Origin of the sequence: Thermobifida alba (genome assembly GCF_023208015.1) — a bacterium.
Lineage (GTDB): Bacteria > Actinomycetota > Actinomycetes > Streptosporangiales > Streptosporangiaceae > Thermobifida > Thermobifida alba.
In genome coordinates, this window is record NZ_CP051627.1 from 4,053,986 (window position 1) to 4,077,961 (window position 23,976).

At 71.8% G+C, this 23,976-nt stretch carries 19 protein-coding genes, 1 tRNA gene and 1 CRISPR repeat array; of the genes, 10 read left to right on the forward strand and 10 right to left on the reverse strand.

Translation table 11 applies throughout. The features are described from left to right. Positions 1 to 41: 41 nt before the first annotated feature. Positions 42 to 431, reverse strand: a complete 390-nt coding sequence (locus FOF52_RS18040; protein WP_248591094.1) for an MmcQ/YjbR family DNA-binding protein — start codon at positions 429 to 431, stop codon at positions 42 to 44. A gap of 72 nt (positions 432 to 503) precedes the next feature. Continuing rightward, complete coding sequence (locus tag FOF52_RS18045) at positions 504 to 1,130, reverse strand: class I SAM-dependent methyltransferase (protein ID WP_248591095.1); 627 nt, start codon at positions 1,128 to 1,130, stop codon at positions 504 to 506. Between the two features lie 161 nt (positions 1,131 to 1,291). Here FOF52_RS18045 and FOF52_RS18050 point away from each other — a divergent pair, with 161 nt between their 5' ends. The 5 genes from FOF52_RS18050 to FOF52_RS18070 all read left to right on the forward strand — a co-directional run bounded on the left by FOF52_RS18050 (position 1,292) and on the right by FOF52_RS18070 (position 5,432). After that, complete coding sequence (locus FOF52_RS18050) at positions 1,292 to 2,431, forward strand: sensor histidine kinase (protein ID WP_248591096.1); 1,140 nt, start codon at positions 1,292 to 1,294, stop codon at positions 2,429 to 2,431. Continuing rightward, complete coding sequence (locus tag FOF52_RS18055) at positions 2,428 to 3,087, forward strand: response regulator transcription factor (protein WP_248591097.1); 660 nt, start codon at positions 2,428 to 2,430, stop codon at positions 3,085 to 3,087. Before FOF52_RS18050 ends, FOF52_RS18055 begins: the two co-directional genes overlap by 4 nt. Positions 3,088 to 3,159: 72 nt before the next feature. Next, complete coding sequence (locus FOF52_RS18060; RefSeq protein ID WP_248591098.1) at positions 3,160 to 3,876, forward strand: ABC transporter ATP-binding protein; 717 nt, start codon at positions 3,160 to 3,162, stop codon at positions 3,874 to 3,876. Further along, positions 3,873 to 4,664, forward strand: coding sequence for an ABC transporter permease (locus FOF52_RS18065; RefSeq protein WP_248591099.1), 792 nt, complete (start codon positions 3,873 to 3,875; stop codon positions 4,662 to 4,664). The genes FOF52_RS18060 and FOF52_RS18065 overlap by 4 nt, the downstream gene beginning before the upstream one ends. A 15-nt stretch (positions 4,665 to 4,679) precedes the next feature. Beyond that, a complete protein-coding gene (locus FOF52_RS18070) occupies positions 4,680 to 5,432 on the forward strand; it encodes an ABC transporter permease (protein WP_248591100.1) in 753 nt (250 codons plus the stop codon). Positions 5,433 to 5,518: 86 nt separating this feature from the next. Here the strand turns inward: FOF52_RS18070 and FOF52_RS18075 are convergent, their stop codons facing one another. Further along, positions 5,519 to 7,207 (reverse strand): ABC-F family ATP-binding cassette domain-containing protein, encoded by a 1,689-nt coding sequence (locus tag FOF52_RS18075; RefSeq protein ID WP_425265559.1) that lies wholly within the window; start codon positions 7,205 to 7,207, stop codon positions 5,519 to 5,521. Between the two features lie 358 nt (positions 7,208 to 7,565). Between FOF52_RS18075 and FOF52_RS18080 the strand changes: the two genes are divergently transcribed. From FOF52_RS18080 to FOF52_RS18095, 4 genes are all read left to right on the forward strand, one after another. Beyond that, positions 7,566 to 8,996, forward strand: coding sequence for a DHA2 family efflux MFS transporter permease subunit (locus FOF52_RS18080; RefSeq protein ID WP_248591102.1), 1,431 nt, complete (start codon positions 7,566 to 7,568; stop codon positions 8,994 to 8,996). Positions 8,997 to 9,491: 495 nt separating this feature from the next. Then, complete coding sequence (locus FOF52_RS18085) at positions 9,492 to 10,679, forward strand: helix-turn-helix domain-containing protein (RefSeq protein WP_248591103.1); 1,188 nt, start codon at positions 9,492 to 9,494, stop codon at positions 10,677 to 10,679. Positions 10,680 to 10,760: 81 nt separating this feature from the next. After that, positions 10,761 to 11,024, forward strand: a complete 264-nt coding sequence (locus FOF52_RS18090) for a hypothetical protein (RefSeq protein ID WP_248591104.1) — start codon at positions 10,761 to 10,763, stop codon at positions 11,022 to 11,024. After that, on the forward strand, positions 11,017 to 11,244 hold the full coding sequence (locus tag FOF52_RS18095; RefSeq protein ID WP_248591105.1) for a hypothetical protein: 228 nt from the start codon (positions 11,017 to 11,019) through the stop codon (positions 11,242 to 11,244). Before FOF52_RS18090 ends, FOF52_RS18095 begins: the two co-directional genes overlap by 8 nt. On the opposite strand, the gene FOF52_RS18100 is transcribed toward FOF52_RS18095, so the two are convergent. The 6 genes from FOF52_RS18100 to FOF52_RS18125 all read right to left on the reverse strand — a co-directional run bounded on the left by FOF52_RS18100 (position 11,204) and on the right by FOF52_RS18125 (position 20,601). Further along, a complete protein-coding gene (locus tag FOF52_RS18100; protein WP_248591106.1) occupies positions 11,204 to 11,749 on the reverse strand; it encodes a helix-turn-helix domain-containing protein in 546 nt (181 codons plus the stop codon). The genes FOF52_RS18095 and FOF52_RS18100 overlap by 41 nt on opposite strands. A gap of 350 nt (positions 11,750 to 12,099) precedes the next feature. Next, a CRISPR array of direct repeats spans positions 12,100 to 13,655; the repeat unit is 29 nt; unit sequence GTGCTCCCCACGCACGTGGGGATGGTCCG. Between the two features lie 360 nt (positions 13,656 to 14,015). Next, positions 14,016 to 14,092, reverse strand: a tRNA-Pro gene (locus FOF52_RS18105). Between the two features lie 144 nt (positions 14,093 to 14,236). Beyond that, entirely contained in the window at positions 14,237 to 15,265 is a 1,029-nt protein-coding gene (locus FOF52_RS18110; RefSeq protein ID WP_248591107.1) for an NAD(P)-dependent alcohol dehydrogenase, read from the reverse strand. A gap of 40 nt (positions 15,266 to 15,305) precedes the next feature. Next, positions 15,306 to 17,438 (reverse strand): SpoIIE family protein phosphatase, encoded by a 2,133-nt coding sequence (locus tag FOF52_RS18115; protein ID WP_248591108.1) that lies wholly within the window; start codon positions 17,436 to 17,438, stop codon positions 15,306 to 15,308. Positions 17,439 to 17,569: 131 nt separating this feature from the next. Continuing rightward, positions 17,570 to 19,597, reverse strand: coding sequence for a SpoIIE family protein phosphatase (locus FOF52_RS18120; RefSeq protein ID WP_248591109.1), 2,028 nt, complete (start codon positions 19,595 to 19,597; stop codon positions 17,570 to 17,572). Between the two features lie 68 nt (positions 19,598 to 19,665). Further along, on the reverse strand, positions 19,666 to 20,601 hold the full coding sequence (locus FOF52_RS18125; protein ID WP_248591110.1) for a metallophosphoesterase: 936 nt from the start codon (positions 20,599 to 20,601) through the stop codon (positions 19,666 to 19,668). 140 nt (positions 20,602 to 20,741) lie between these two features. On the opposite strand from FOF52_RS18125, the gene FOF52_RS18130 reads away from it, so the two are divergent. Then, positions 20,742 to 21,194 carry a GatB/YqeY domain-containing protein gene (locus FOF52_RS18130; RefSeq protein ID WP_248591111.1) on the forward strand — a complete coding sequence of 151 codons (453 nt, stop codon included), beginning with the start codon at positions 20,742 to 20,744 and terminating at the stop codon, positions 21,192 to 21,194. A 103-nt stretch (positions 21,195 to 21,297) separates the two neighbouring features. Here FOF52_RS18130 and FOF52_RS18135 read toward each other — a convergent pair whose 3' ends face one another. Further along, entirely contained in the window at positions 21,298 to 23,673 is a 2,376-nt protein-coding gene (locus FOF52_RS18135) for a penicillin-binding protein (protein WP_248593919.1), read from the reverse strand. Positions 23,674 to 23,976 lie beyond the last annotated feature (303 nt).

The window sequence follows — 23,976 nt, forward strand, 5'->3', positions numbered from 1 at the left end:
GTCCGGGCCGCGTGACACCGGCCGCGGATCCGCCGACCGGCTCAGGGCAGCGGCGGCGCGTCCTCCCCCAGCACGGCGAGCAGCCGCTCCCGGTCGGCCCTGCGCAGCCGCGCCACCACCTGCTGGTAGGAGTGGCGCAGCATCTCCAGCAGTTCGTCGTCGGGCACCGTGCCGTCGAGCAGCACGCTGTTCCAATGGCGTTTGTCGGTGTGGTATCCGGGGAACACCGCATCGAACTCGGCGCGCAGTTCCAGGGCGAGGTCGGGGTCGCACTTGAGCGTCACGAACGGCACCCCCTCCCGGTTGCGCTCACTGAGCAGCGCGAACATCCTGCCCGCCACCTTGTACACCAGCGTCCCCGGGCCGAACGGCTCGGTCTCGACCGCTTCGGGGAACCACAGCGCCGCGTCGATGAACTGCTGCGGGGTCACGTGAGGGCCTCCTCGATCAGGTGGGCGGGCATCCCCGGGCATGGTGGCAGCCGACGGTGACACTCCGCGGTCTCACCGGCGGGCGCGGTGGGCGACGACCAGGGAGTCGATCGCGGTGCGCGGCCCCTCGTCGGTGTCGACCCCGCGGGTCACCTGTTCGGCGCGTTCGACGCGCACGGCGAAGCCCGCCCCGGCGGCGATCTCGGCCACGGCCAGGGCGATGTCCTGGGGGATGTGCAGGACCCGCGGGTCCTGCGGCCCGCCGGTGCCGCGGGTGAGGTTGTCCAGGGCGTGGCCGACGCTCACCAGCCGCCCTCCCGGAGCCAGCGCCCGCACCGCCTCGGTGAGCGCACGCCGCCAGTCGTCGGGTGGCAGGTGCAGGTAGCTGAGGAGCACCAGGTCGTACGCCTCCCGCAGGGGTGCGGGGTCGCGGGCGTCGGCGTGCACCCACTCCACCTCCACCCCCCGCTCACGGGCGAGGAGCCTGCCCCGATCCACCGCCACCGAGGAGAAGTCGGCGGCCGTGACCCGCCATCCCCGCTCGGCGAGCCACACCGCGTTGCGTCCCTCCCCGGCGGCCACGTCCAACGCCCGACCCGGCGGCAGGTCGGCGACCACCTCGACGACGAACCGGTTCGGCTCCGCACCCCACACCAGTTCCCGCTCCCGGTAGCGCTGGTCCCACTCGTGCGCGTCCATGCCCTCTCTCCTTCCCCCGGCGGCCCGGTCCGTGCCCGTTCCCGTCGATTCTCCGCGGAACCGGGGCCGAAGCCGTGCCGCGACGCCGACGGCGGGCCCCGCCCGAAGGACCGCCTCCGCGGCGGAAGGGACCGCCCCCGCATCCCACTACCATCGGGGGCATGGGTCAGCGGGGTGTCCCCGAGCGTGAGCGCTGGTGGCTCGCCGTCGACGCGGCCGCCGTCCTGCTGTGCGTGCTGGTGTTCTGGCTCCCGATCGGCGGCCCGGTGTGGCTGACCACGGCGCACGTCACGGCGGTCCTGCTGGTCGCGGCGGGAACCCTGCTCCGCTTCCGGTGGCCGCTGCGCGCCTTCGCCGTCGTCGCCGGAACGACCCTGGCCGGTCTGCTCCTCGGCGTCACCCGGGAACCGTTCCTGCTCTGCGCGTGGATCCTGTACGAGGTCGCGCTGCTCCGGGGGGAGACCAGACGGCTGCCGAAAGTGCTGCTGGCGTCCTTCGCGGCGGTCACCGTCCTGGCCACGGTCAGCGGCAGCGACCACGTCCTCGACCTGCTCCGCTACCTGCTGGTGAGCGGGTTGGCGCTGCTCGGAGCGTGGACGCTGGGCAGTGTCACCCGGCAGAAGCGGCTGGAGGCCGAGCACGCGGCCCGCGCCGAACGGGAGCGCGCCGTGGCCGCGGAGCGGCTGCGGGTCGTGCGGGAACTGCACGACGTCGTGTCGCACTCGCTCGGCACGATCGCCATCGTCTCCGGGACGGGACGGCACAGCACCACCGACGACCCCGCGGCGCTGCGCGAGAAACTCGCCACCATCGAGGAGACCAGCCGGGCCGCACTGGACGACATGCGCTCCGTGCTCGGCGTCCTGCGTGCCGACGCCGGCCCGGGGGAGCGCGCCCCGCAGCCCGGGCTCGACGACCTGGACGCGCTCGTCGCCCGCGCCGAGCGGGCGGGGACCCCCACCACGCTGACGGTCACCGGCTCCCGCCCGCTGCCCGCGGGCACGCAGCGGGCCGTGTACCGGATCGTGCAGGAAGGGCTGACCAACGCGGTCCGGCACGCCCCCGGGGCACGGTGCGCGGTGACCGTCGCCACCGCTGGGGAACAGGTGGACGTCGAAGTCGTCAACGACCCGCCCGCCCGCCGGCCGCGCCCCGGCGACGCTCCCGGCTTCGGTCTGGTGGGGCTGCGCGAGCGCGTCGAACTGCTGGGCGGGGAGTTCACCGCCGGGAAGCGCCCCGACGGCGGGTTCGCCCTCCGCGTCCGCCTGCCCGCCGACCCGCACGGACGGGAGGCCGCATGAGCGACCCCATCGGTGTGGTCGTCGCCGAGGACGACGACCTGTCCCGCGCCGCCCTCGCGGAACTGGTCGACAGCGCCCCCGGCATGGCCGTCCGGGCACGGGCACGCAACGGGCGGGAGGCCGTCGCTGCGGTCCGGGAGCACCGGCCGGACGTCGTGCTCATGGACATCCGCATGCCGGTCCTGGACGGCCTGGCGGCGACCCGGCTGGTCTGCGACCACCACCCGGGCACCAGGGTCGTCGTGCTGACCACGTTCGACCTGGACGAGTACGTCTACGAGGCGCTGCGCGCCGGCGCCTCCGGCTTCCTGCTGAAGAACGCGCCCCCCGAGGAGATCCTGCGGGCCGTCCGCACCGCGCGGGACGGCAACGCCATGCTCGCCCCCGAGGTGACGCGGCGGATGATCGCCCACGTCGCGCCGCGCCACCGCACCGCCGACCGCTCCCGCTTCCGCGGCCTCACCGAACGGGAACGGGACGTCGTCGCCGCGATCACCCGGGGACTGTCCAACGAGGAGATCGCCGCCGAACTCTTCCTCAGCAAGGCCACCGTCAAGACCTACCTGAGCCGGCTCTTCACCAGACTGGGCGTGCGCGACCGAACCCAACTGGTCATCCTCGTCTACGAGTCCGGGTACATCGCCGAGATCCGGTAGGCCGGACCCGGCCGCACCGGTGTCAACCTTCGGCCGATGCGCGCCGGACCGCCCCGTTGCGACGCTGGGCGCATGATCGACGTGGCACACCTGACCAAACGCCGCGGCGGAAGAGCCGTCGTGGACGACGTCAGCTTCACCGCCTCCCCCGGCAGGGTCACCGGCTTCCTCGGACCCAACGGCGCCGGGAAGACCTCGACCCTGCGCGTCCTCCTCGGCCTGGACCGCGCCGACGGGGGCACCGCCCTGGTCAACGGGGTCCCCTACCGGCAGCTGCGCCACCCCCTGCGCACGGTCGGCGCCCTGCTGGACGCCGGAGCACACCCCTCCCGTAGCGCGCGGGCCCACCTGACCTGGCTGGCCCGCAGCAACGGCATCCCGCGTTCCCGGGTGGCCGAGGTGCTCGACACCGTCGGCCTGGCCGACGCGGCACGGAAACGGATCGGCGCGTTCTCCCTCGGCATGGGCCAGCGTCTCGGCCTGGCCGCCGCGCTGCTCGGCGACCCCGAGGTGCTCGTCCTCGACGAACCGGTCAACGGCCTGGACGCCGAGGGGATCCGCTGGATGCGCAGCTTCCTGCGGGACTACGCCGCGGCGGGCCGCACCGTGCTGCTCTCCAGCCACCTCATGGGCGAGGTCGCCGAAACCGCCGACGATCTGGTCGTCATCGACCGGGGCCGGATCGTCACCCGGGGAACGGTAGCCGAGGTGACCGCGGGGCACTCCTCCCTGGAGGAGGCGTTCTTCGCCCTCACCGGGACGGCCGCGACCCCCGGAGGTGGCGCGTGAGCTTCCGCAACACCGTCGCCGCCGAGTTCACCAAACTGGCCTCGCTGCCGTCCGTGTTCGTCGCACTGGGCCTGGTCCTGCTCGTGACGCCGGGCGTGGCCGCGCTGAACACGTCGGCGCTGCGGCACGCCCTCGACACGGGCAACACCGGCGCGCTGGTCGACCTGTCCACGATCGACGCGGGCCTCGACGGCATCCCCGTGGGCGCGATCGGCGCGATCGTCCTCGGCGTGACCGTGATCAGCAGCGAGTACACCGCGACCCGGCGCGGCGCGGGCGGCGGCCGCCAGATCACCGCCACCCTCACCGGACTGCCCCGGCGGGTGCCGCTGCTGGCCGCCAAGGCACTGGTGCTGAGCACGGTGACCGCCCTGGCCACGGCCGTGGCGATCCCGGTCTCGGTCGTGGTGGCCCAGACGGTGCTGGGCGAGCACGGCCATCCCCTGGACGAGGTGTTCGCCGAGGTCGGCGGGTCTGTGTTCGGCGGCGTCTGCTACGCGGTCCTCACCGCGCTGCTCGCGTTCGCCGTCACCGTGCTGGTCCGCAACGGGATCGTTCCGCTGATCGTGCTGATCGTCAACGCCTCGCTCGTGTCGTTCTCCCTGCTGCTGTCCATGGTCACCCCGCTGGCGAAGTACCTGCCGGACCTCGCCGGAGGCCAGATGTTCGCCGCCTACTCCCCGGTGGAGGACCCGCTCGGCCCGCTCGCCGGCGGCCTGGTCATGGCCGCGTGGACCGCCCTGTTCCTCGCCGTCGCCGCGGCCGTGTTCATCCGCCGTGACGCCTGACCGCTGGATACCGCCATGAACCTCAGTCTCGGACACGCTGTTGTCGCGGAGACCGTCAAACTGCGCACCCTGCCCGCCGCTCTCGTCACGGTCGCCGTCACCGTCGCGGGGACGGCTGGGCTCGCCGCACTGCTCGCGGTCGCGGCCCGCGACACGGCGGGCGCGGAAACGGTCCCCGCACTGCACACCGCCCTGCAGACCGTGGGGTACACGCAGGTCGGCTTCGTCCTGCTGGGTGTTCTCACGATCACCACCGAGTACTCCGGAGGGCAGATCCACGCCAGTCTGGCCGGCGTGCCCCGCCGCATGGTGCTGCTGTCCGGCAAGACCGCCGCCCTGCTGGGGGCCGCGCTGCCCACGGCGGCCGCCGCCGTGGCCGTCGCCGTCGCCGCCGTCCAGCTCGTCCTGGGAGAGCGGGCCCAGCCGCTGGGGGAGCAGTTCGCCGAGGTCGGCGTGCGCCCCCTGGCAGGAGCGGTCGCCTACCTCGTCCTGGTCGGCCTGTTCGGCTACGCCGTGGCGGTTCCGGCGCGCAGCCCCGTCACGGCGCTCGTGGTCCTGCTGCCCGTGCTGCTGCTCGTCCCGCCCCTGCTGGACGCGGTCACCGACCACGCCGAGTACCTCCCCTCCCCGGCGGGCGCCCAGATGTACCAGCCGGGGCCGGTGCCGGACGGCGCGTTGGGGCCGCTGCTCGGCGGGGCCGTCATGGCCGGGTGGACGGTTGCGGCGTTCGCGGTGGCGGCCGCGGTGTTCCACCGGCGGGACGCCTGAGGGCGGCACCGGTCGTCGGCGCCACGGCGGACGGGACCGGCGAGACCGCCGTCCCCGCACCGGCGGAGCGGTGCGGGGACGGCGGGTCACGCGTCGGCCTCCTTGGGGGAGGCGGAGACGGTCACGGTCGGCCAGGCCGCGAAGTCGGCGAGCATCTGGCGGTCGTGCGTGGCGACGACGACGGCCGCCGGGGTGCCGCGCAGGGCCTCGGTGAGCTCGTCGACGAGCAGCGGGGACAGGTGGTTCGTGGGCTCGTCGAGGATCAGCAGGTCGGGCCGCTCGGCCAGGCGCAGCGCGAGGTGCAGGCGGCGGCGCTGCCCCTCCGACAGCCGCCCGACGGGTGTGCGGAGCGCCTCGGCGTCCAGCAGGCCCGTGCCGCTCAGGGGCACCAGGTCGGACTCGGCCACCTCGCCGCGCGCCACGAGCCGTCCCGTGTGCCGCCGGTGGACCTCGTGCGCCTGGAGGCCCTCCTCCCAGGCCGGGGTCTCCTGGGTCAGGTACGCGATCCGCACGCCGGCGGACCGGTGCACCCTCCCGCCCGTCGGGGGGAGGACCCCGGCCAGGACGTCGAGCAGCGTCGACTTCCCGGCCCCGTTGGCCCCGGTGACGAGCAGCCGGTCGCCGCCCTCGACCACCAGGGAGACCGGTGTGCGCAGACGGTGTGCGACGGTCACGCCGTCGCACCTCAGCAGGGGAGCGCCGGGTTCGACCGGCAGGTGCGGCCACCGCAGCGCGAGCGGCGGCCGGGGAACCGTGACCCGGTGCGCCTCCAGCGCCTCCTGTCTGCGTCTGAGGCTCTGCACCACACTCGGGGCATGGGACTGGCGCTGGTGCTTTCCGGTGCCCTTGTCCGGCCGCCACCCGGTGGACAGCCGGCTCCGCGCCTCCTGCACCGCCTGGGCCAGCCGGGTGTGCTCGGCCTGCTGCGTCTCGTACTCCTGGGTCCACCGTTCGCGTTCGCGGCGGCGGCCCTCCTGCCAGCCCGCGTACCCCCCGGCGAACACCCGCGGCCGCCCGTCCATGCTCGGGTCCAGGTCGAGGAACTCGTCGGCGACCTCGCGCAGCAGCGCCCGGTCGTGGGTGACGATCGCCAGACCGCCGGGACGCGACCGCAGGCGCGCGGCCAGGAACGCCTGGGCTTCGGCGTCCAGGTGGTTGGTCGGCTCGTCCAGCAGCAGGATGTCGTGGTTCGCGCCGAGCACGCACGCCAGCCGCACCCGGTGGCGTTCGCCGACGGACAGGGTGGCGAGTTCCCGGTCCCGGTCGGTGCACGCGCCGAGCCCGTCCAGGGCGACGTCGAGTCGGCGGTCGGCGTCCCAGGCGTCGAGCCGCATGGCGGCGTCCAGTGCCGCCGCGTACCGGGCTTCCGCGTCCTCGTCGCCGTTCTCCAGGCCTTCGGCGGCCAGGTCCAGCGCGCGCAGGGCGAGGCGTGCGGGGCGCGTCGACTCGGCGACCAGGGTGCCGACGGTCTCGCCGTCGCGGAACGCGAGCGACTGGTGGACGACGCCGACCGTGCCCGCGCGTTCCACCCGGCCGTCGTCGGGGGCGAGGTCGCCGGAGAGAACACGCAGCAGCGTCGTCTTGCCCCGGCCGTTCTCGCCCACGAGCGCCGTGCGGGACCGTGCGGAGACCGTGGCGTCGACGCCGGACAGGACCGGGCGTCCGCCGAGGACGACCCGGATTCCGCGAGCGCGGACGTGGGCGCTCGCGCCGGCCGGGAGGCGTCCGGCCGTGTTCAGTTCACGGAGGAGTGCGGGGAGCGAGCGGCTGGACAGCCGGTCGCGTGAGGGGAGTGCTTCCACAGGTGTGCTCCACGTTTCGCGGCGGAGCCGGGCAGCACGAAGAAACCGCCCGGCAGGACGACCGAGACGGCGGACACACGGAAAGAAGAGGCTCGGTGCCGCGCCGTCAGGCGCGGGTCCAGGGCCTCATGGCAGAAGCGGTACCCCTGTACACGTCGACCACGGTACCCGCTGGCGGCCTCCCGGAGGCAAGGGGTTTCGGTGTGGGACGGCCCACCCGGAGCCGTGCCGTGGCCGGTCCGCCGCGTCCCGGGGGAGCCGACAGGGGGAGGCCGTCCCCCGCATCCGCTGTTCTTTGACTTCCCCCAGGGGGCGCAATAGCGTGCCGAGGATGCCTTCTTCCGCTTTCTCCGCACCGCCGATCCCCGAGAAGCAGGCGTGGAAAGCGCTCAGCGCGCTGTGCGTCGGACTGTTCATCACCCTGCTGGACCAGTCCCTGGTGGCCGTCGCACTGCCCCGGATCACCGAGGACCTCGGAGCCAGCGTCAACCAGGCGGTCTGGGTCTCCGCCGGCTACCTGCTGACGTTCGCGGTCCCCCTGCTGGTCACCGGGCGCCTGGGCGACCGGTTCGGGCAGCGCACCATGTACCTGGCGGGCATGGCCCTGTTCACCGCGGCCGCGGCCGCGTGCGCTTTCGCGCCGACGATCGAGGCCCTCATCCTGGCGCGGGCCGTCCAGGGCTTCGGCGCCTCCCTGCTCAACCCGCAGTCCCTGAGCGTGATCAACCGGGTCTTCGCGCGCAACCGCCGGGGCGCCGCGATGGGGGTCTGGAGCGCGGTGGCCAGCTCCGCGGGCCTCTTCGGCCCCCTCATCGGCGGCCTGCTGGCCGGCGGCGCCGGGTGGCGCTGGGTCTTCCTCCTCTACCTCCCGCTGGGGCTGCTCTCCCTGGCCCTGGTCGCACGCTGGGTGCCGCGACTGCCCACCGGTGCGGGACGGATCGACCCGCTCAGCGCCGTCGTCTCGCTGGTCGCCGTGTCGGGGATCGTGTTCACGCTGCAGCAGGGACCGGAACTGGGCTGGCCGCTGTGGCTGTGGGGGGTCCTCGCCCTCGGAGTCCTCGCGCTGTTCCTCTTCGTCTGGCTGCAGAAACGGGCGGACCTGCGCGGCGCCGACGCCCTGGTGCCGTTGAGGCTGTTCGGCATCCGCAACTTCCGTTTCGGTTCCCTGGCCGTCACCACGCTGGGCTTCGCCGTCTACTCGGTGAACCTGCCCGTCATGCTGTACCTGCAACTGGGGGCCGGACTATCGGCCCAGGCCGCCGGGGTGCTGCTGCTGCCGACAGGCCTCGTCTCGGTGGCGCTGGCCCCGGTGGTCGGACGTCTGACGGACCGGCTGGAACCCGGACGGATCTCGAAACTCGGGTTCTCCGCGATGATCACCGCCATGACGCTGTTCGTCGTGCTCATCAGCCAGGAGGTCCCGTTCGCCTGGCTGCTCGTCCCCCTGGTCCTCATGGGGGTCGCCAACGCCCTGTGCTGGTCGGCCAACTCCACCATCAGCATGCGCCCGCTCCCCACCGACCTGTTGGGGGCCGGCTCCGGCGTGTACAACACCTCCCGCCAGGTCGGGGCGGTGCTGGGGGCCGCCGCACTCGGCGCGGCCATGCAGATCGGACTGCAGTACACCACCTTCGCCAACGCGATGGGGTTCTCCCTGGTCCTGCACGTCGCGGTCCTCGTCTTCGGCCTCGTCATGGTCTCGAACTTCCGCGACGACCGAGCGGAGGCGGCTCCGGGCACGTCCGGCAGCACGTCCGGTTAGCCGGGACACGGCGGCGACCGCGTGGCCCCCGGCCAGTGCCCCCGCTGGGAGGCGGCGGAGCGACGCGGGGGCGCTTGCGCCCGAACACTCCTGGGGACCAGGTCGACCTCGTGCCTTCTCACATCTGGCGGTCGACCTCTGGTGCGTGCGACCGGACCGGGTCGGCGGCGGCTCCGTACTTCCAGTCGGCTCGGTATCCGGCCTGTCCACAGGGCCGGTGCCGTGGCCGCGGACTCCTCCCAACATGCCACGCGGGCGGGGACAGGGCGTCTGCGCTGCCGTGCTCCGAGAGCACGGACGGCTGGTCTGATACCAGGTTTCGGGGGAGCCGCAGACAAGCGCCAACGCCCCTCAGAACGCTTCCGAGGGGCGTTTCCCGTCACCCCGCAGGCACTCGGGCAACCGAAACGCGAGCCAGTGCGCGAACCGCGGGGACACGAAAGGCCCTGCCTCCTACGCTGGGAGTGCGACCGACCAGCGGGAGGCAGAGCCACCATGAACGACACTACCCGCGAGCCCATCGGCGTGCGCATCGCCCGGGCGAGGAAACGCCGCGGCCTCACCCAGCACGGACTGTCCACCCGTGCCAACTACTCCCGATCCCACATCGCCCAGGTCGAGAAGGGCCACAAGGTCGCCACCCCGGCGTTCGTCGCCGCTGTCGCGGCCGCCCTCGGCGTCGACCCGTCCGAACTGTACGGGCAGCCCTACCGTGGCGACACACCCCGCGACGACCAGGTCCACGCCGCCGTCCCGGAACTCCGTCGAGTGCTCGCCTACGTCGGTGTCGGCCCCGACCTCGATGCCCCGCCTCGCAGCCTCGACCAGCTCTCCGCCGAAGTCGCCACCATCCGCGGCCTGCTGCCCGCAGCGAAGCTCACCCGGATCGGCGAGGCCCTGCCCTCCGTGTGCGAAGAACTCGCCTGGCACGCCTACACCACCGACAAACCCCGTGCCTGGGCACTGCTGAACCGTGCCCTGTCCTCCGGTGTCAGCCTGACTCGCCGTCTCGGCTACGCGGGCGACGCCCTGGCGCTCCTGGAGCGCGCCGAGGACGCCGCGCGCCGGTCCCAGGACCCGCACCTGCCGTTGGTCGCCCACCTGCCCCGCGCGCTGCTGCTGATGAACATGGGCCAGTACAAGCCGGCGCTGGCTCTGCTGGACCGTGCCGCTGCCCGGGTCGACGACAGCAGGCAGGACGCGGGCGAGGTCGCCGGGGCGTTGGCGCTGCGGTCGGCGATCGTCGCGGCCCGTTCCGGAGACGCCCACACGGCGTGGGAGCAGTTCGCACGCGCCGACGACCTGGTCAGGGCCGGTCGGGCGCGTACCGACGTGCACGGCACCCAGTTCGGCGCGGCGAACGTCGCGATCCACGGGGCCGCGGTCGCGGTCGAACTCGGTGACCTCGACGAAGCGGCGCGCCGGGACCGGCAGATCGGAGAGCGCACTCTCGCCGGTCTGGTGCCGGAACGGCGTGCCCACCACGAGATCGACATGTCCCGGGCGCTCACCGAACTCGGCGACTACGACACGGCGCTGAAACGGCTTCTGTCAGCCGAATGGATCGCACCGCAGATGACCCGCCACCATCCCACGGCGCGGCTGGTGGTGCGCCATCTGGTGGACGTGCGCCGAATCCTGCCGGAGCCGCTGCGGGGCCTGCACTCTCGGATGCGTGTCTGACCCGTCGACCCGTTCCGGGCAAACCCCGGATTGTTCCAACATGGAACATCGCCCAGATCAGCGCGGGTGACGCTGTGCCTCATGAGTGCCACACCCAGCAGCGACACAGCGGAGATCCTCGCACGCGTCCAGGGTGACTTCCCGCTCTGGGAGATCACCTGCTCGCCGAACCGGGAACCACGGCAACGATGGCGGGCTCAAAGGCGCATCCCGCTCACCGAGGTCGAGGCACGGCAGGGGCGGCGGCAGGAGATCAGCGCGCCGACCGTGGACCAGCTGCTCGCCGACCTCGGCGCGGAGCAGCGTGCCCAGGACGCTCTACGGGGGGTGACGGCCCGTGGCTGACCACCGGCTCACCGCCGAGCAGGTCTCCGCACTCGCCCGCGGCCGTGCTCGCGCCGAACCCTGCGAAGACGGGATCGCTCTGGTGCTGGATGGCGACCGGATCGTCCTGCCCGAGTGCCCGGACCTGTTGACCGCGATCACCAGGGTCGAGGGGTTGATGGGGCAGGCGTTCAACACGGTCATCGAGACGCAGCGCGGGCGGTTGCGGCAGCAGCGGTGAAGCGACCGCGCACCGGTTCCTTCCCCCATGCGGCCGGTGCGCGGGCTCCGGCATTCGCACCAGACGTCAGCGCGCTCGACACCGTCCGGGGCGCGGTCGAGGCGGGCCTGCTGGAGCAGCCGCGCATATCCAGGTGTCTGCAACCGGGCCCCGGAACCGCGAACGCCTCGTAGACGCGGATCTCGGATGCCTCAGCCTCCAGTTCGATGTACGCCCCGGAGAACAGGTCGTCATACCGGCGCCACCAGCCGCGCGCTTGGGCCTGCCGGGTCAGCGTCAGCACGGTCTCGTACCGAGGGTCGTCGGGCGTCACCCCGTACTCGGCCATCAGGGCTTTGACCTCGACCACGCTGGGTCGTTCTCTCTGACCGGTCTCGATGTGACCGACCTTCGCACGCGACCACTCCAGGCGCGCAGCCACGGCATCGAGGCTGAGGCCAGCGGACTGCCTCATCTGACGGAGGACCGCGGAGAGCTGGCGTCGGCGCACCGTGGGACTGGCCATCCAGCGCCTCCGTCGTCGTCTCTTCGTGTCGTCCTTCTGATCCTGCCGATCGGCGACTCGGCGCGTGCGGTCGTCGCGATTGCCAACCTCGACACTCTTGCTGGGCGCGGCCCTGAAAGCGGCTCTGCTGCACCGGTAGGAAGTCTCCCGGGGCCGGCTTTCTCCAGTCCTTCCCCGCCCGGTCCCGGGGATTGGGCAGCGCGGCCGCCCATCGCCTTCGGGGAGGTCCTGTGGAGGGGCAGGACATCCCGACTCTTCTGCGAATCTGGTTTAGAGTGACCCCAAGCTGGCTTTGCCTGCGAAGCTGATCACGGCGAGATAACGTCTCGAAAAGCCGCAGGTCAGCTTCTGTGCTCCCCACGCACGTGGGGATGGTCCGGCAAGCCCAGTGTTGCACACGATTCTGACATTGTGCTCCCCACGCACGTGGGGATGGTCCGTAAGAGATTCACTCCACCCGAGATCCGGGGTTGTGCTCCCCACGCACGTGGGGATGGTCCGTCGATCTCGCCGATCTGCGTGAGCAGCCCGTCGTGCTCCCCACGCACGTGGGGATGGTCCGGACGCGGAGGACGCTAAGACGTCCGACGCGCAGTGCTCCCCACGCACGTGGGGATGGTCCGTCGAGCATGCCCTCCTCGTTGTAGGCGGCGATGTGCTCCCCACGCACGTGGGGATGGTCCATCTGCGCGCCCCTCCACGGGGGTGGGGCGATTGTGCTCCCCACGCACGTGGGGATGGTCCGGGGTCTACCGGGAGGAGTACTACAACAGGGACGTGCTCCCCACGCACGTGGGGATGGTCCGCACTGTACGCGGGCCGCCCCGACAGGCGGCCCGTGCTCCCCACGCACGTGGGGATGGTCCTTCTTGCCGGAGGAAGCGCGCGGAAATCACGTTGTGCTCCCCACGCACGTGGGGATGGTCCGTAGAACCGCCGTTCTGGCCGCCGCCGGAATTTGTGCTCCCCACGCACGTGGGGATGGTCCGCCCCCGAACAGGGCCAGCGGGGGTCGTCGGCGGTGCTCCCCACGCACGTGGGGATGGTCCGCGCACGATGCCGGGCGCGTCGTACCGCCACGACGTGCTCCCCACGCACGTGGGGATGGTCCGATTCCACGTCTCTTCTGACATTTGTGTTTCTCGTGCTCCCCACGCACGTGGGGATGGTCCGACGGCTGGTCAGCCGGTGAAGGTGACGTTGCCGTGCTCCCCACGCACGTGGGGATGGTCCGTCAGCGAGGCGTTCCGTCCGCTGGTGGAGTGGGGTGCTCCCCACGCACGTGGGGATGGTCCGGGGAGATGACGGGTGGCTACGCTGGAGGAGCTGTGCTCCCCACGCACGTGGGGATGGTCCGACATCGACGATGCTGCCCTTGAGAGCTACGCCGTGCTCCCCACGCACGTGGGGATGGTCCGTCTATTTCGTGCCGACGATCGCGGACCAGGACGTGCTCCCCACGCACGTGGGGATGGTCCGGGCCTGACCGACGACGGGCTGGTCGGCCGGGCGTGCTCCCCACGCACGTGGGGATGGTCCGTCGTCCTGCAACACGTTGTGCAACGCGGGGTCGTGCTCCCCACGCACGTGGGGATGGTCCGGCCAAGGCGGAGGGGCAGCCCGCTGCTGAGGCGTGCTCCCCACGCACGTGGGGATGGTCCGGACACACTGGACGAGTTGGGCGTGTCCGTGCAGTGCTCCCCACGCACGTGGGGATGGTCCGTTCATGCGCCCTAAACAGTTGGCGTCCGGCGGGTGCTCCCCACGCACGTGGGGATGGTCCGGCGCGGGAGGGCCTGTGAGGCAGCCCCGCCTAGTGCTCCCCACGCACGTGGGGATGGTCCGCTGTACGTGGGCATCCGCGCCACTGGCCTGGAGTGCTCCCCATGCACGTGGGGATGGTCTGCGGAGCGTCTTGACGCACGAGTGACGCACGGACTGCCCCTCACGCATGCGGGGATGTCTGTGTTGTGGTGATGGTTTTCGTCTGCTTCGGCCGCGAGCCACGGCAGCCTTGACCGCCGCTCCGGTCGCTGAGGGGCTGTCGGCTTTCCGTAGCGCTTCGCCGTCCGGGAACCCGGCGGCCGACAATTCCTCCTGTGCCTGTGGGGTGGGCAAGGCTGCCGCGCCTCGCGGCCGAAGCAGAGGGGGCGGTTCACCGCTTACAGCGACCCCGGCAGGGGAAGGCGGCGCGGTGTCTTCTCCCGAAGAACACCCACCCCGGAGACACCAAGAAGGCCGGTTCTTCTGAACCGGCCTTCTGACCTGGTCGGGGTGGCGGGATTTGAACCCACGACCTCTTCGTCCCGAACGAAGCGCGCTGCCAAGCTGCGCCACACCCCGAGGCACCGGTGCCAGTCTAGCGGACACTTCGGGGTGCTCGCACAACGGTTGTGACAGGACGTTCCCGGACACGTGATCACGCCCGGGGAAGGCCGACCGCGACCGCCCCCGCCACCGTGCCCGCCGGGTGCGGACCGGGTCGGGTCAGGGGACCAGGATCGCCCGGCCTCCCGGGATCCGGCCCGCGTCCAGGTCGGCCAGGGCGTCGAGCGCCGCGTCCAGGGGGTAGGTGCGGGTGCGCAGCGTGACCCGGCCGCGCGCCGCCAGCGTCATCAGTTCGACCAGGTCGGTGTAGGTGCCGACCAGGTTGCCGATGATGTTGATCTCACGGGAGATGATGTCGATCGTGGGCACGTCGACGCGTCCCCCGTAGCCGATGACGAAGTAGCTGCCGGTGTCGCGGGTCATCGCCACGCCCTCGGCTTCGGTGCCGTTCTCGCCCACGAAGTCGAAGACGACGTGCGCGCCCTTTCCGCCGGTCAGGTCCAGCACCGCGGCCACCTGGTCGCCGTCGGAGAGCACCGTGTGGTCGGCGCCGAGCCGGGAGGCCAGCTCCAGGGCTTCGGGGGAGCGGTCCACGACGGTGACCTCCGCCGCGGTCAGCGCTGTCAGGGACTGCAGGCCGATGTGGCCGAGGCCGCCCGCGCCGATCACCACGGCGTGGGTGCCCGGGGGCAGCAGCGGGACGGCTTTGCGGACCGCGTGGTAGGCGGTGAGGCCGGCGTCGGCGAGCGCCGCCACGTCCGCGGGCTCCAGGCCGGGGTCGAGTCTGACGACCGCGCGGGCATTGGTGAGCAGCAGGTCGGCCATTCCGCCGTCGGTGTCGATGCCGGGGAAGGCGGAGTTCTCGCAGTGCGAGTCGTCTCCGGCTCGGCAGGCGTGGCACAGGCCGCAGGTGACCAGCGGGTGCAGGATCACGGTGTCGCCGGGGGCGACGGTGCTGACGGCCGGGCCGACCTCGCGGACGGTTCCGGCGTTCTCATGGCCGATGGTGTAGGGCAGGGTGACGCCGCTGAGCTTCGCCCACTGCCCCTCGATGATGTGCAGGTCGGTGCGGCACACGCCCGCCGCTTTCACCTCGACGAGTACGTCCAGTGGTCCGCGGACCACTGGTTCGGGCACCTGGTCGATCGACGGCGACTGCTGGTACTGGTGGACTCGGACCGCTCGCATGGATCCCCCTGGGAACACGGTGACATTTCGGTGATCTGCATCACTCGTCCGGCTGTGTGGGGAGAGGCGGCCAGGAACTGTTCCCCTGCGCCGACAGACTCCGCCGCACCGAGGGGAGGTCGGGAGGGGAGGCGGCCGGGCGCAGCGCGATCAGTGTGATGTCGTCGTTCCCGGCGACGGGGAGTTCGGTGAGCAGGCGGTCGCAGAACCGGTCGAGGGGGGTGTCCGCCATCGCCGCGCAGTGGCGGGCCAACCGGTCCAGACCGGTGTCGAGCGGCTCGCTGGCGTGCTCCACCAGGCCGTCGGTGTAGAGCAGCAGGGTGGCCCCGGGCGGCAGCGGCTCCACCGCGCTGCTCCTCGGGGCCCCGGGGTCCAGGCCGAGCAGCAGGTCGTGGGCTTCTTCCAGGAAACGGGTGTCCCCGTCGGGGAGGACGAGGAGCGGCGGCAGGTGTCCGGCCACCGAGTAGTCGACCCACCAACGGCCGGCGTCGTCCGGTGCGATGCGGGCGAGGACGCTGGTGGCCGTTCCCTGGTACTCCCCGGACCGTGTCACCGCGTTGTCCAGGCGGCGCAGCGCCTCCTGGGGATGCTGCGGGCGGTCCACGGCGAAGGCGCGCAGCATGTTGCGCAGTTGGCTCATGGCGATGGCCGCGGCCAGGTCGTGTCCGGCGATGTCGCCGATGGCGAGCATGACGGCGCCGTCCACCACGAAGGCGTCGTACCAGTCGCCGCCCACCTCGGCGGAGGTGGGACTGCTCCGGTAGCGGCCGACGATGGGCACGCCCGGGATCGTGGGCGGTTCGCTGAGCAGGCTGTGCTGCAGGGCCAGCGCCGCACGTTGGGTGCGCTGGAGTTCCGCGAAGGTGTCGAGCGTGGACCGGATGTGGTCCAGCAGGTCGGCGAGCAGGTCCACGTCGTCCTGGGTGAGCGGTTCACGCTCCCCGCAGACCACCACGGACAGTGAGGCGATCAGTTTCCCTTCGGAGGTCAGGGGGAGGACGACCACGCTGTTGGCGCCGACCTCACTGAGCCAGCGCACCGACTCCGGGGAGAGGGAGTCCGTGGGGGGCTTCCCTGCCGGGAACACCTCGTGGATGGGGTGGTGCTGGATCGCCTGGAGGAACGCCCCGTGGACGGCGAAACGCGTCCCGCGCGGCTGGGTCGGGTGGGAAAGGCCCTCCCGGAGGGTCAGGGCGATCCGTTCGACGATGAACGGGCTCCTGACCGATCGGGGCTCGGTCTCGGCGGTCAGGTGGACCGCGCAGGCGTCGGCCAGCTCCGGCACGATCACGTGGGTCAGCGCTTCGAGCATGTCCTCGACGCGGGTGGTGTGGGCGATGGCCTCGGAGGCGCGGCGGAACAGGTCCAGGCGCCGCTGCTCGCGCCACTGCTGTTCCACGTCGGCGCAGGTGCCCGTCCACTCGACGACCTTCCCGTCCTTGCGGACCGGTACGGCACGCGCCCGGAAGTGCCGGTAGGTGCCGTCGCGCACCCGTACCCGGAAGGTGTGTTCCAGGGAGTCGGGGACCTGGTCGATCGCCTGGGACCAGACCAGCACGAGCGCGGGGCGGTCCTCGGGGGCCACGGCGTCCAGCCAGCCGTAGCCCAGGTACTCCTCGGGACTCTGGCCGGTGATCCCCTCCCAGCCGTGGCTCCACTGGATGGAGCCGTCCACGGGGGAGGCGGTCCACTCGACCACCACCCCGGTCCGCACCAGGCTGGCGTAGCGCTGGAAGGCACGTTCCCGCTGCTCGGCATCGATCCGGTCGGTGACGTCCAGCATCATCGACAGCACGGCGGGCTCGCCGTCCTCCAGCACGACCGGGGAGAAGCTGATGTTGAAGTAGCGTTCGCGTCGGCCTTCGGGAAAGTCGACGGTCACGGGGGCGTCCGGCAGGAATGTGGGCTCGCCCGTGGTCATGACGCGGTCGAGCAGCAGGGCGTATCCCGACTCGGCCAGGTCGTGGAAGGCCAGCGGGAAGGGCTTGTCCAGCGGACGGGGGCCGAACATGGCCCGCTGGGCGGCGTTGACGTAGACCAGGCGGTGGTCGGGACCGCGGGTGACGGCCACACCGACCGGGACCGGGTCGAACACCTTCAGCGCGGTGTCGGTGATGCGGGTCTCGCCGCCGACCCCCGGCGTGTTCGTCTTCGTCGATTTCGGCACGGACATTCGCACCGCCTCTGGCCAGAGAGCGTTTCACCAGCTTGTATGCCTCACACCGGGACATCTATGCGTGCTCGGGGCCGAAGAAGACGAGGCGCCTCCCCGGAGTGCCGACCGGACGGGGGAGCCGAGCCGGATCAGGGGGCCGGGCGCAGCGCGATCAGTGTGATGTCGTCGTTCCCGGCGACGGGGAGTTCGGTGAGCAGGCGGTCGCAGAACCGGTCGAGGGGGGTGTCCGCCATCGCCGCGCAGTGGCGGGCCAACCGGTCCAGACCGGTGTCGAGCGGCTCGCTGGCGTGCTCCACCAGGCCGTCGGTGTAGAGCAGCAGGGTGGCCCCGGGCGGCAGCGGCTCCACCGCGCTGCTCCTCGGGGCCCCGGGGTCCAGGCCGAGCAGCAGGTCGTGGGCTTCTTCCAGGAAGCGGGTGTCCCCGTCGGGGAGGACGAGGAGCGGCGGCGGGTGTCCGGCCACGGAGTAGGTCACCCGCCAGGAGTCGTCGGGGCCCGGTGCGATGCGGGCGAGGACGCTGGTGGCCGTTCCCTGGTACTCCCCGGACCGCGCCACGGCGCTGTCCAGGCGGCGCAGTACCTCCTGGGGGTCCTGCGGGCGGTCCACGGCGAAGGCGCGCAGCATGTTGCGCAGTTGGCTCATGGCGATGGCCGCGGCCAGGTCGTGTCCGGCGATGTCGCCGATGGCGAGCATGACGGCGCCGTCCACCGTGAAGGCGTCGTACCAGTCGCCGCCCACCTCGGCGGAGGTGGGGCTGCTCCGGTAGCGGCCGGCGAGGCAGAGGCCGGGAACCTCCGGCAGGCGGCCGAGCAGGCTGTGCTGCAGGGCCGACGCGACGTGTTTGGTGCGTTGGAACTCGGCCACGGCGTCGACGACCGGCTGGATGCGGTCGAGCATGCCCGTGAGCAGGGCGACGTCGTCCCGGTCGAGCGGTTCACGCTCCCCGCAGACGGCCGCGGTCAGTACGGCGGCCACCGATCCCTCGACGGTCAGGGGCGCCACGACGACGCTGTTGACCCGGTTGGCGCGGAGCCAGCGCACGGTGTCGGAGGGGAAGAGGTCCGCGGGCGGCCGCCCCGGCGGAAACGTCCGGTGGACCGGTCGGGCGAACACGTCGCGGGCGGCGGAGCGGTCCCACGGGGGCGGCGGGGGCGTGAGGGCGAGGTCCTCCCGCCCAGTCCAGGCGACGCGTTCGACGTCGGACCGCGGGCCCGTGCCGCCCACCTCGGTGCCCGGCACGAGGTGGGCGGCGCAGGCGTCGGCCAGCTCCGGCACGACCACGCGGACGAGCGCGGTGAGCACGTCGTCGATGCGGGTGGCGTCGGAGATGGCGGCGGAGGCGCGGGTGGACAGGTCCCCGCGGCGCTGCTCGCGCCACCGCCGCTCGACGTCGGTGCAGATCCCCGTCCACTCGACCACGGTCCCGTCCTCGCGGACCGGTACGGCGTGGACGTGGAAGCGCCGGTAGGTGCCGTCGTGCATCCGCACCCGGAAGGTGTGTTCGAAGAGGTCGGTGTCCTGGGTGACCGCCGTGACCCAGGCCGCCTCCAGTCCCGGTCGGTCGTCGGGGGCCACAGCGTCCAGCCAGCCGTGGCCCAGGTACTCCTCCGGTTGCTGCCCGGTGATCTCCTGCCAGCCCCGGCTCCACCGGACGGAACCGTCGGCGGGGGAGGCGGTCCACTCGACCAGCGCCCCGGCCCGGACCAGGGTGGAGTAGCGCTGGAGGGCCTGTCTGCGCTGTGCGGCGTCGACCCGGTCGGTGACGTCCAGCATCATCGACAGTACGGCGGGCGCCCCGTCCTCCATCGTGACCGGGAAGATGCTGATGCTGAAGTAGCGCTCCTGGCGTCCGGTGTCGGGATAGTCGACGGTGATGGGCGCCTCCGCGAGGACCGCCGGCTCACCCGTGTCCATGACCTGGCCGGTCAGCAGGTCGTACCCGGACTGGGCCAGGTCGCCGAAGGTCTGGAGGAAGGGCCTGCCCAGCGGGCGGGAGCCGAACATGGCCCGGTAGGCGGCGTTGACGTAGAGAAGGCGGTGGTCGGGGCCGTGCACCACCGCTATCCCGACGGGAGCGTTGTCCAGCATCCCCAGCGGCAGGGCGCCGAGTCGGGCCCCGCCGCCGACAGCTGTCGAGGCTTCTTCCGCACTGTCCACCGGTACCGGAACCGTCTTGAGTCGAACTTCCCACCGCACCGCCGCACCGGCACGGTGGAAGCAGGGTCTCAGGAACGGGGGACGAGGTCCAGGATCGCGGCTTCGGGGCGGCAGCAGAAGCGGACCGGGGCGTAGGGCGAGGTGCCCAGGCCTCCCGACACGTGCAGCCAGGACGCCCCGTTGCGGCTCAGCCCCCAGGCGCGGGCGCGGTCGATGCCGCAGTTGGTGACGAGGGTGCCGTAGAACGGCAGGCAGACCTGGCCGCCGTGGGTGTGCCCGGCGAGCAGCAGTTCGTACCCGTCGGCGGTGAACCGGTCGAGGTTGCGCGGCTCGGGCGAGTGCATGACGCCGATGCGCAGATCGGCGTCGGGGTCGGCGCGGCCCGCCACCTTCTCGTAGCGGTCCAGACCGATGTGGGAGTCGTGCACCCCGGCCACCGCGATCCGCAGGCCCCCCGCCTCGACGCCGCCCTTCCGGTTGTTGAGGTCCAGCCAGCCCGCATCGCTCATGGCCGCTCCGAGTTCCCGCCACGGCAGGTCGGGGACCTTGCGCTTGGAGTAGTCGGTCCTGCTGCTGCGCCACAGGTAGCGGAGCGGGTTCTTCAACTGCGGCGAGAACAGGTCGTTGGAGCCGTAGACGAACAGGCCGGGCCGGTCCAGCAGCGGTCCGAGCGCGTCGATGAACGGGCCCACCGCGTCGGGATGGGCCAGGGAGTCGCCGGTGTTGACCACCAGGTCGGGTTCGTGGGCGTCGAGTCCGCGGATCCAGTCGATGAGCAGGCGGCGGCCCGGCGTCAGGTGCGCGTCGGACAGGTGGAGCACCCGCAGGCGGCCGCTGCCCGGGGCGAGGACCGGGATCTCGTAGCGGCGCAACCGGAACCAGTTGCGTTCCACCACCGAGGCGTACGTGAGGCCCGCGACGCCGAGGGCGCCCGCGACCGCCACCGCTGTACCGACACCGCGCGCTATCCTGCCCGCTCTGTTCATCACCGCCGAAGCTGCCATGTGACGATGGTGTCAGACTCTCGGCGGTGCCCGGTCCCGCTCGGGGAGGACCACGGGCCGCGGCACCGGCGGGCGCCGCGGCGGCGACATCGGAGAAAACTCCTGGGGATCCGGGGGACGGGAACTCTATCATCCCTTGCATGGCCGAACTCAAGACCCGCCTGCAAGCCGACCTCACCGCCGCGATGAAGGCACGGGACCAGGTGCGGACCCGGACCCTGCGCATGGTGCTCACCGCGATCTCCAACGAGGAGGTGGCGGGCGATTCCGCCCGCGAACTCAGCGACGACGACGTCATCAGGGTGATCACCCGGGAAGCCAAGAAGCGCCGCGAGGCCGCCGACGCCTTCGAGCAGGGCGGACGCGCCGACAAGGCCGCCGACGAGCGGGCCGAGGGGGAGGTGCTGGCCGCCTACCTGCCCGCCCCGTTGAGCGACGAGGAGCTGGCCGCACTGGTCCGGGAGGCGATCGCGGAGGCCGGGGTGAGCGACGTCAAGGGCATGGGCAGGGTCATGAAGATCCTCACCCCCAGAACGGCCGGACGCGCCGACGGCCGTCGGGTGGCCGACGAGGTGCGCAGCCAGCTGTCCTGACCGGACGGGGAGCCGCGGCCCGGAGCGGGCCCGCCGGCCGGACGGACGGAAACACCGAGAGGCCCCCGGGAGGTGTCCCGGGGGCCTCTCGACGGGGTCGGGGCTAGAACAGGCCCCACCGGTTGTCGAAACCGGGGAGGTCCCAGCCGCTGTCGGGAAGACCGCCGCCTCCGCCGTCGGAGCCGCGGCTCAGGAAGACGTTGACGACCGACCCCTCGGGCAGCCGGGAACCCGCCCCCGGTTCCACGACGGCCACCGCGCCCTCGGGCTGGTCGGAGGGCAGCCGCAGGTCGGACACGTTCGCCCGGTAGCCGGCGGACTCGATCGCGGCCACCGCCTCCCCCTGCGACATTCCGACCACGTTCGGCACACCGCCCCGGTGGGCGGCGGGGTTGGCGTCGGTGTCGTCGTCCTCCCGACGCGGCGGGGCCGGTTCGCTGGTGGACCCGAACCTCGCGGGAGACCTCGCGAAGCTCTTCGCGTCCAGCTTCTTCACCGCCTCCACCATGGTGTCCCGCCAGATGGGACCGGGGATGGTCGCGCCGTAGACCACCGGGTAGTAGCGCCCGGCCAGGGTGACGTTGCGCAGCGGGTACTGGTTCGGGCCGCGCGGGTCGCCGACGAACACCGCGCCGGCCAGGTTCGGGGTGTAGCCCGCGAACCAGGCGCTGGCCGAGTTGTCGGTGGTCCCGGTCTTGCCCGCCACCGGGCGTCCGATGCCCAGGCCCGAGGCGGTGCCGCCCTTGAAGGTCTGCTGGAGCAGGTAGTTCACACCGTCGGCGACGTCCTGGTCGAGACGGCGCTCGCACTCCGGTTCCAGCTCGATGGTCTGGCCCGACTGGCGGTCGACGATCTTGGTGATCGCCATCGGCTTGCAGTAGATGCCGCGGGAGGCGAAGGTCGCGTACGCGCCGGCCACGTTCAGCGGGGACACCTCCTCGCTGCCCAGGGTGAAGGAGTTGTTCCCCTGGGTGCGGGGGTTGTCGTAGTCCTGGCCGTCGGCGCGGGTGACGCCGAGGTTCTCGGCCATCTTGATCACGTCGCACAGGCCGACGCGCTTCTGCAGCTGCGCGAAGTAGGTGTTCACCGAGCCCTTGGTGCCCGACACCATGTTGTGCGTCGCCGAGCCGCCGCTCTCGCTGGAGTTGCTCACCGTCCACGGGGCGAGGTTGCCGCCGTTGCAGGCCTTCTGGCCGGTGATGGTGATCGTGCTGCCGGAGGAGAAGGACGTGCTGTAGGGCAGGCCCTTGTCCAGAGCGGCGGCCAGGGTGATGGCCTTGAACGTCGATCCGGCCTGGAAGCCCGTGCTGCCGCCGCGGTCGGCGTTGGCCGTGAAGTTGATGGAGGTCTCGCCGATCTTGCTCTCGTCGGGGCCGTAGTTGCGGCTCTGCGCCATGACCCGGATCGCCCCGGTGCCCGGTTCCAGGAAGACCTGGGCGGCGACCTTGCGGGCCTCGTTCTCCCGCGGCACCCACTTGTCCACGGCCTTCTGGCCGGCCTTCTGCATGTCCGGGTCGAGCGTGGTGTGGATCTCCAGTCCCGCGGTGCGCAGCCAGCGGGCGCGTTCGGTCTCGTTCTCCCCGAACTGCTCGCTCTTCTCGATCTCCTGGATCACGTAGTCGCAGAAGAACGGCTGCTTGCTGGGCACGCACCCGTTGCTGGGCGTGGTGATGTCGAGTTCCAGCTCCTCGGCCTTGGCCTTTTCGGCCTCCTCGGCGGTGATCACTCCGGTGTCCACCATCCGGTCGAGCACCACGTCGCGGCGCTCCTGGGCCTGGTCGGGGTTGAGGCGCGGGTTGTACAGCTCGGGGTAGCGGACCAGGCCCGCCAGGGTGGCGGCCTGGCTCAGTGTCAGCTCGCTGGCGCTGACGCTGAAGAAGTGCTGGGCCGCGGACTCCGCGCCGTAGGCGCCGTCGCCGAAGTAGGCGATGTTCAGGTAGCCTTCGAGGATTTCGTCCTTGCTCATCCGCTGTTCCAGCGCGATGGCGTAGCGCAGTTCGCGGACCTTGCGGCCCAGGGTCGTCTCGCGGGCCTCCTCCTGCTCGGCCTGGGAGGTGGCGCTCTCGATGAGCACGTTCTTGACGTACTGCTGGGTGATGGAGGAGCCGCCCTGGGTGCGTCCGGCGATGGTGCGCAGGGCCGCGCGGAAGGTGCCCATGATGTCGAGGCCGCCGTGCTCGTAGAACCGGCTGTCCTCGATCGCGATGATCGCCTCCTGCATGATCGGTGCGATCTGGTCGAGTTCGACGAGTTCCCGGTTCTGGTCGTAGACCTCGGCGATCACGCCGCCCTCGGCGTCGTAGATGATCGAGCGTTGCGGCGGCGGCGGGGTCTCCAACTCACTGGGCATGTTGAGGAAGCCGGTCGCCACGTTGCGGGCGGTGATGCCGATACCGCCGAGTACAGGAGCGACGAGTGCGGCCACCAGCACCCCGGCAGCGACCGAGACCCCGAACAACTGACCGAGTTTCTGCAGCAATGTCCCTTGACCCACCCGTCCAGATTACGTTCGGAAGCGAGAAAACAGCGGCGAACCGCCGTGGGCTCCGCATCGTCGTCGGTTTCGGCCATCTGCGAGCCCTGCCCCCCATCTTTCCATGATCAGGGACTTGCGTGGGGTACGCCGCCCACTAGCGTTTTATTACTCTCTGTAGTCATTAGGTGACTAGTTTTCAAGCCTTTAATGGTCCACCTGGGCTATACCAGAAATGGGCCCAATGGGGACTGTTGACTTCCGGGCGCGGACCGTAATTTCTTTACCAGCGGAGATGCAAGAGACGGT

Bases quoted from the DNA above. Each gene is read 5' to 3' on its own strand.
- FOF52_RS18130 (WP_248591111.1), top strand. From the start codon at position 20,742: ATGGCCGAACTCAAGACCCGCCTGCAAGCCGACCTCACCGCCGCGATG.
- FOF52_RS18090 (WP_248591104.1), top strand. From the start codon at position 10,761: ATGAGTGCCACACCCAGCAGCGACACAGCGGAGATCCTCGCACGCGTC.
- FOF52_RS18050 (WP_248591096.1), top strand. From the start codon at position 1,292: ATGGGTCAGCGGGGTGTCCCCGAGCGTGAGCGCTGGTGGCTCGCCGTC.
- FOF52_RS18115 (WP_248591108.1), bottom strand. From the start codon at position 17,438: ATGTCCGTGCCGAAATCGACGAAGACGAACACGCCGGGGGTCGGCGGC.
- FOF52_RS18060 (WP_248591098.1), top strand. From the start codon at position 3,160: ATGATCGACGTGGCACACCTGACCAAACGCCGCGGCGGAAGAGCCGTC.
- FOF52_RS18125 (WP_248591110.1), bottom strand. From the start codon at position 20,601: ATGGCAGCTTCGGCGGTGATGAACAGAGCGGGCAGGATAGCGCGCGGT.
- FOF52_RS18080 (WP_248591102.1), top strand. From the start codon at position 7,566: ATGCCTTCTTCCGCTTTCTCCGCACCGCCGATCCCCGAGAAGCAGGCG.
- FOF52_RS18085 (WP_248591103.1), top strand. From the start codon at position 9,492: ATGAACGACACTACCCGCGAGCCCATCGGCGTGCGCATCGCCCGGGCG.
- FOF52_RS18070 (WP_248591100.1), top strand. From the start codon at position 4,680: ATGAACCTCAGTCTCGGACACGCTGTTGTCGCGGAGACCGTCAAACTG.
- FOF52_RS18055 (WP_248591097.1), top strand. From the start codon at position 2,428: ATGAGCGACCCCATCGGTGTGGTCGTCGCCGAGGACGACGACCTGTCC.
- FOF52_RS18045 (WP_248591095.1), bottom strand. From the start codon at position 1,130: ATGGACGCGCACGAGTGGGACCAGCGCTACCGGGAGCGGGAACTGGTG.
- FOF52_RS18110 (WP_248591107.1), bottom strand. From the start codon at position 15,265: ATGCGAGCGGTCCGAGTCCACCAGTACCAGCAGTCGCCGTCGATCGAC.
- FOF52_RS18100 (WP_248591106.1), bottom strand. From the start codon at position 11,749: ATGGCCAGTCCCACGGTGCGCCGACGCCAGCTCTCCGCGGTCCTCCGT.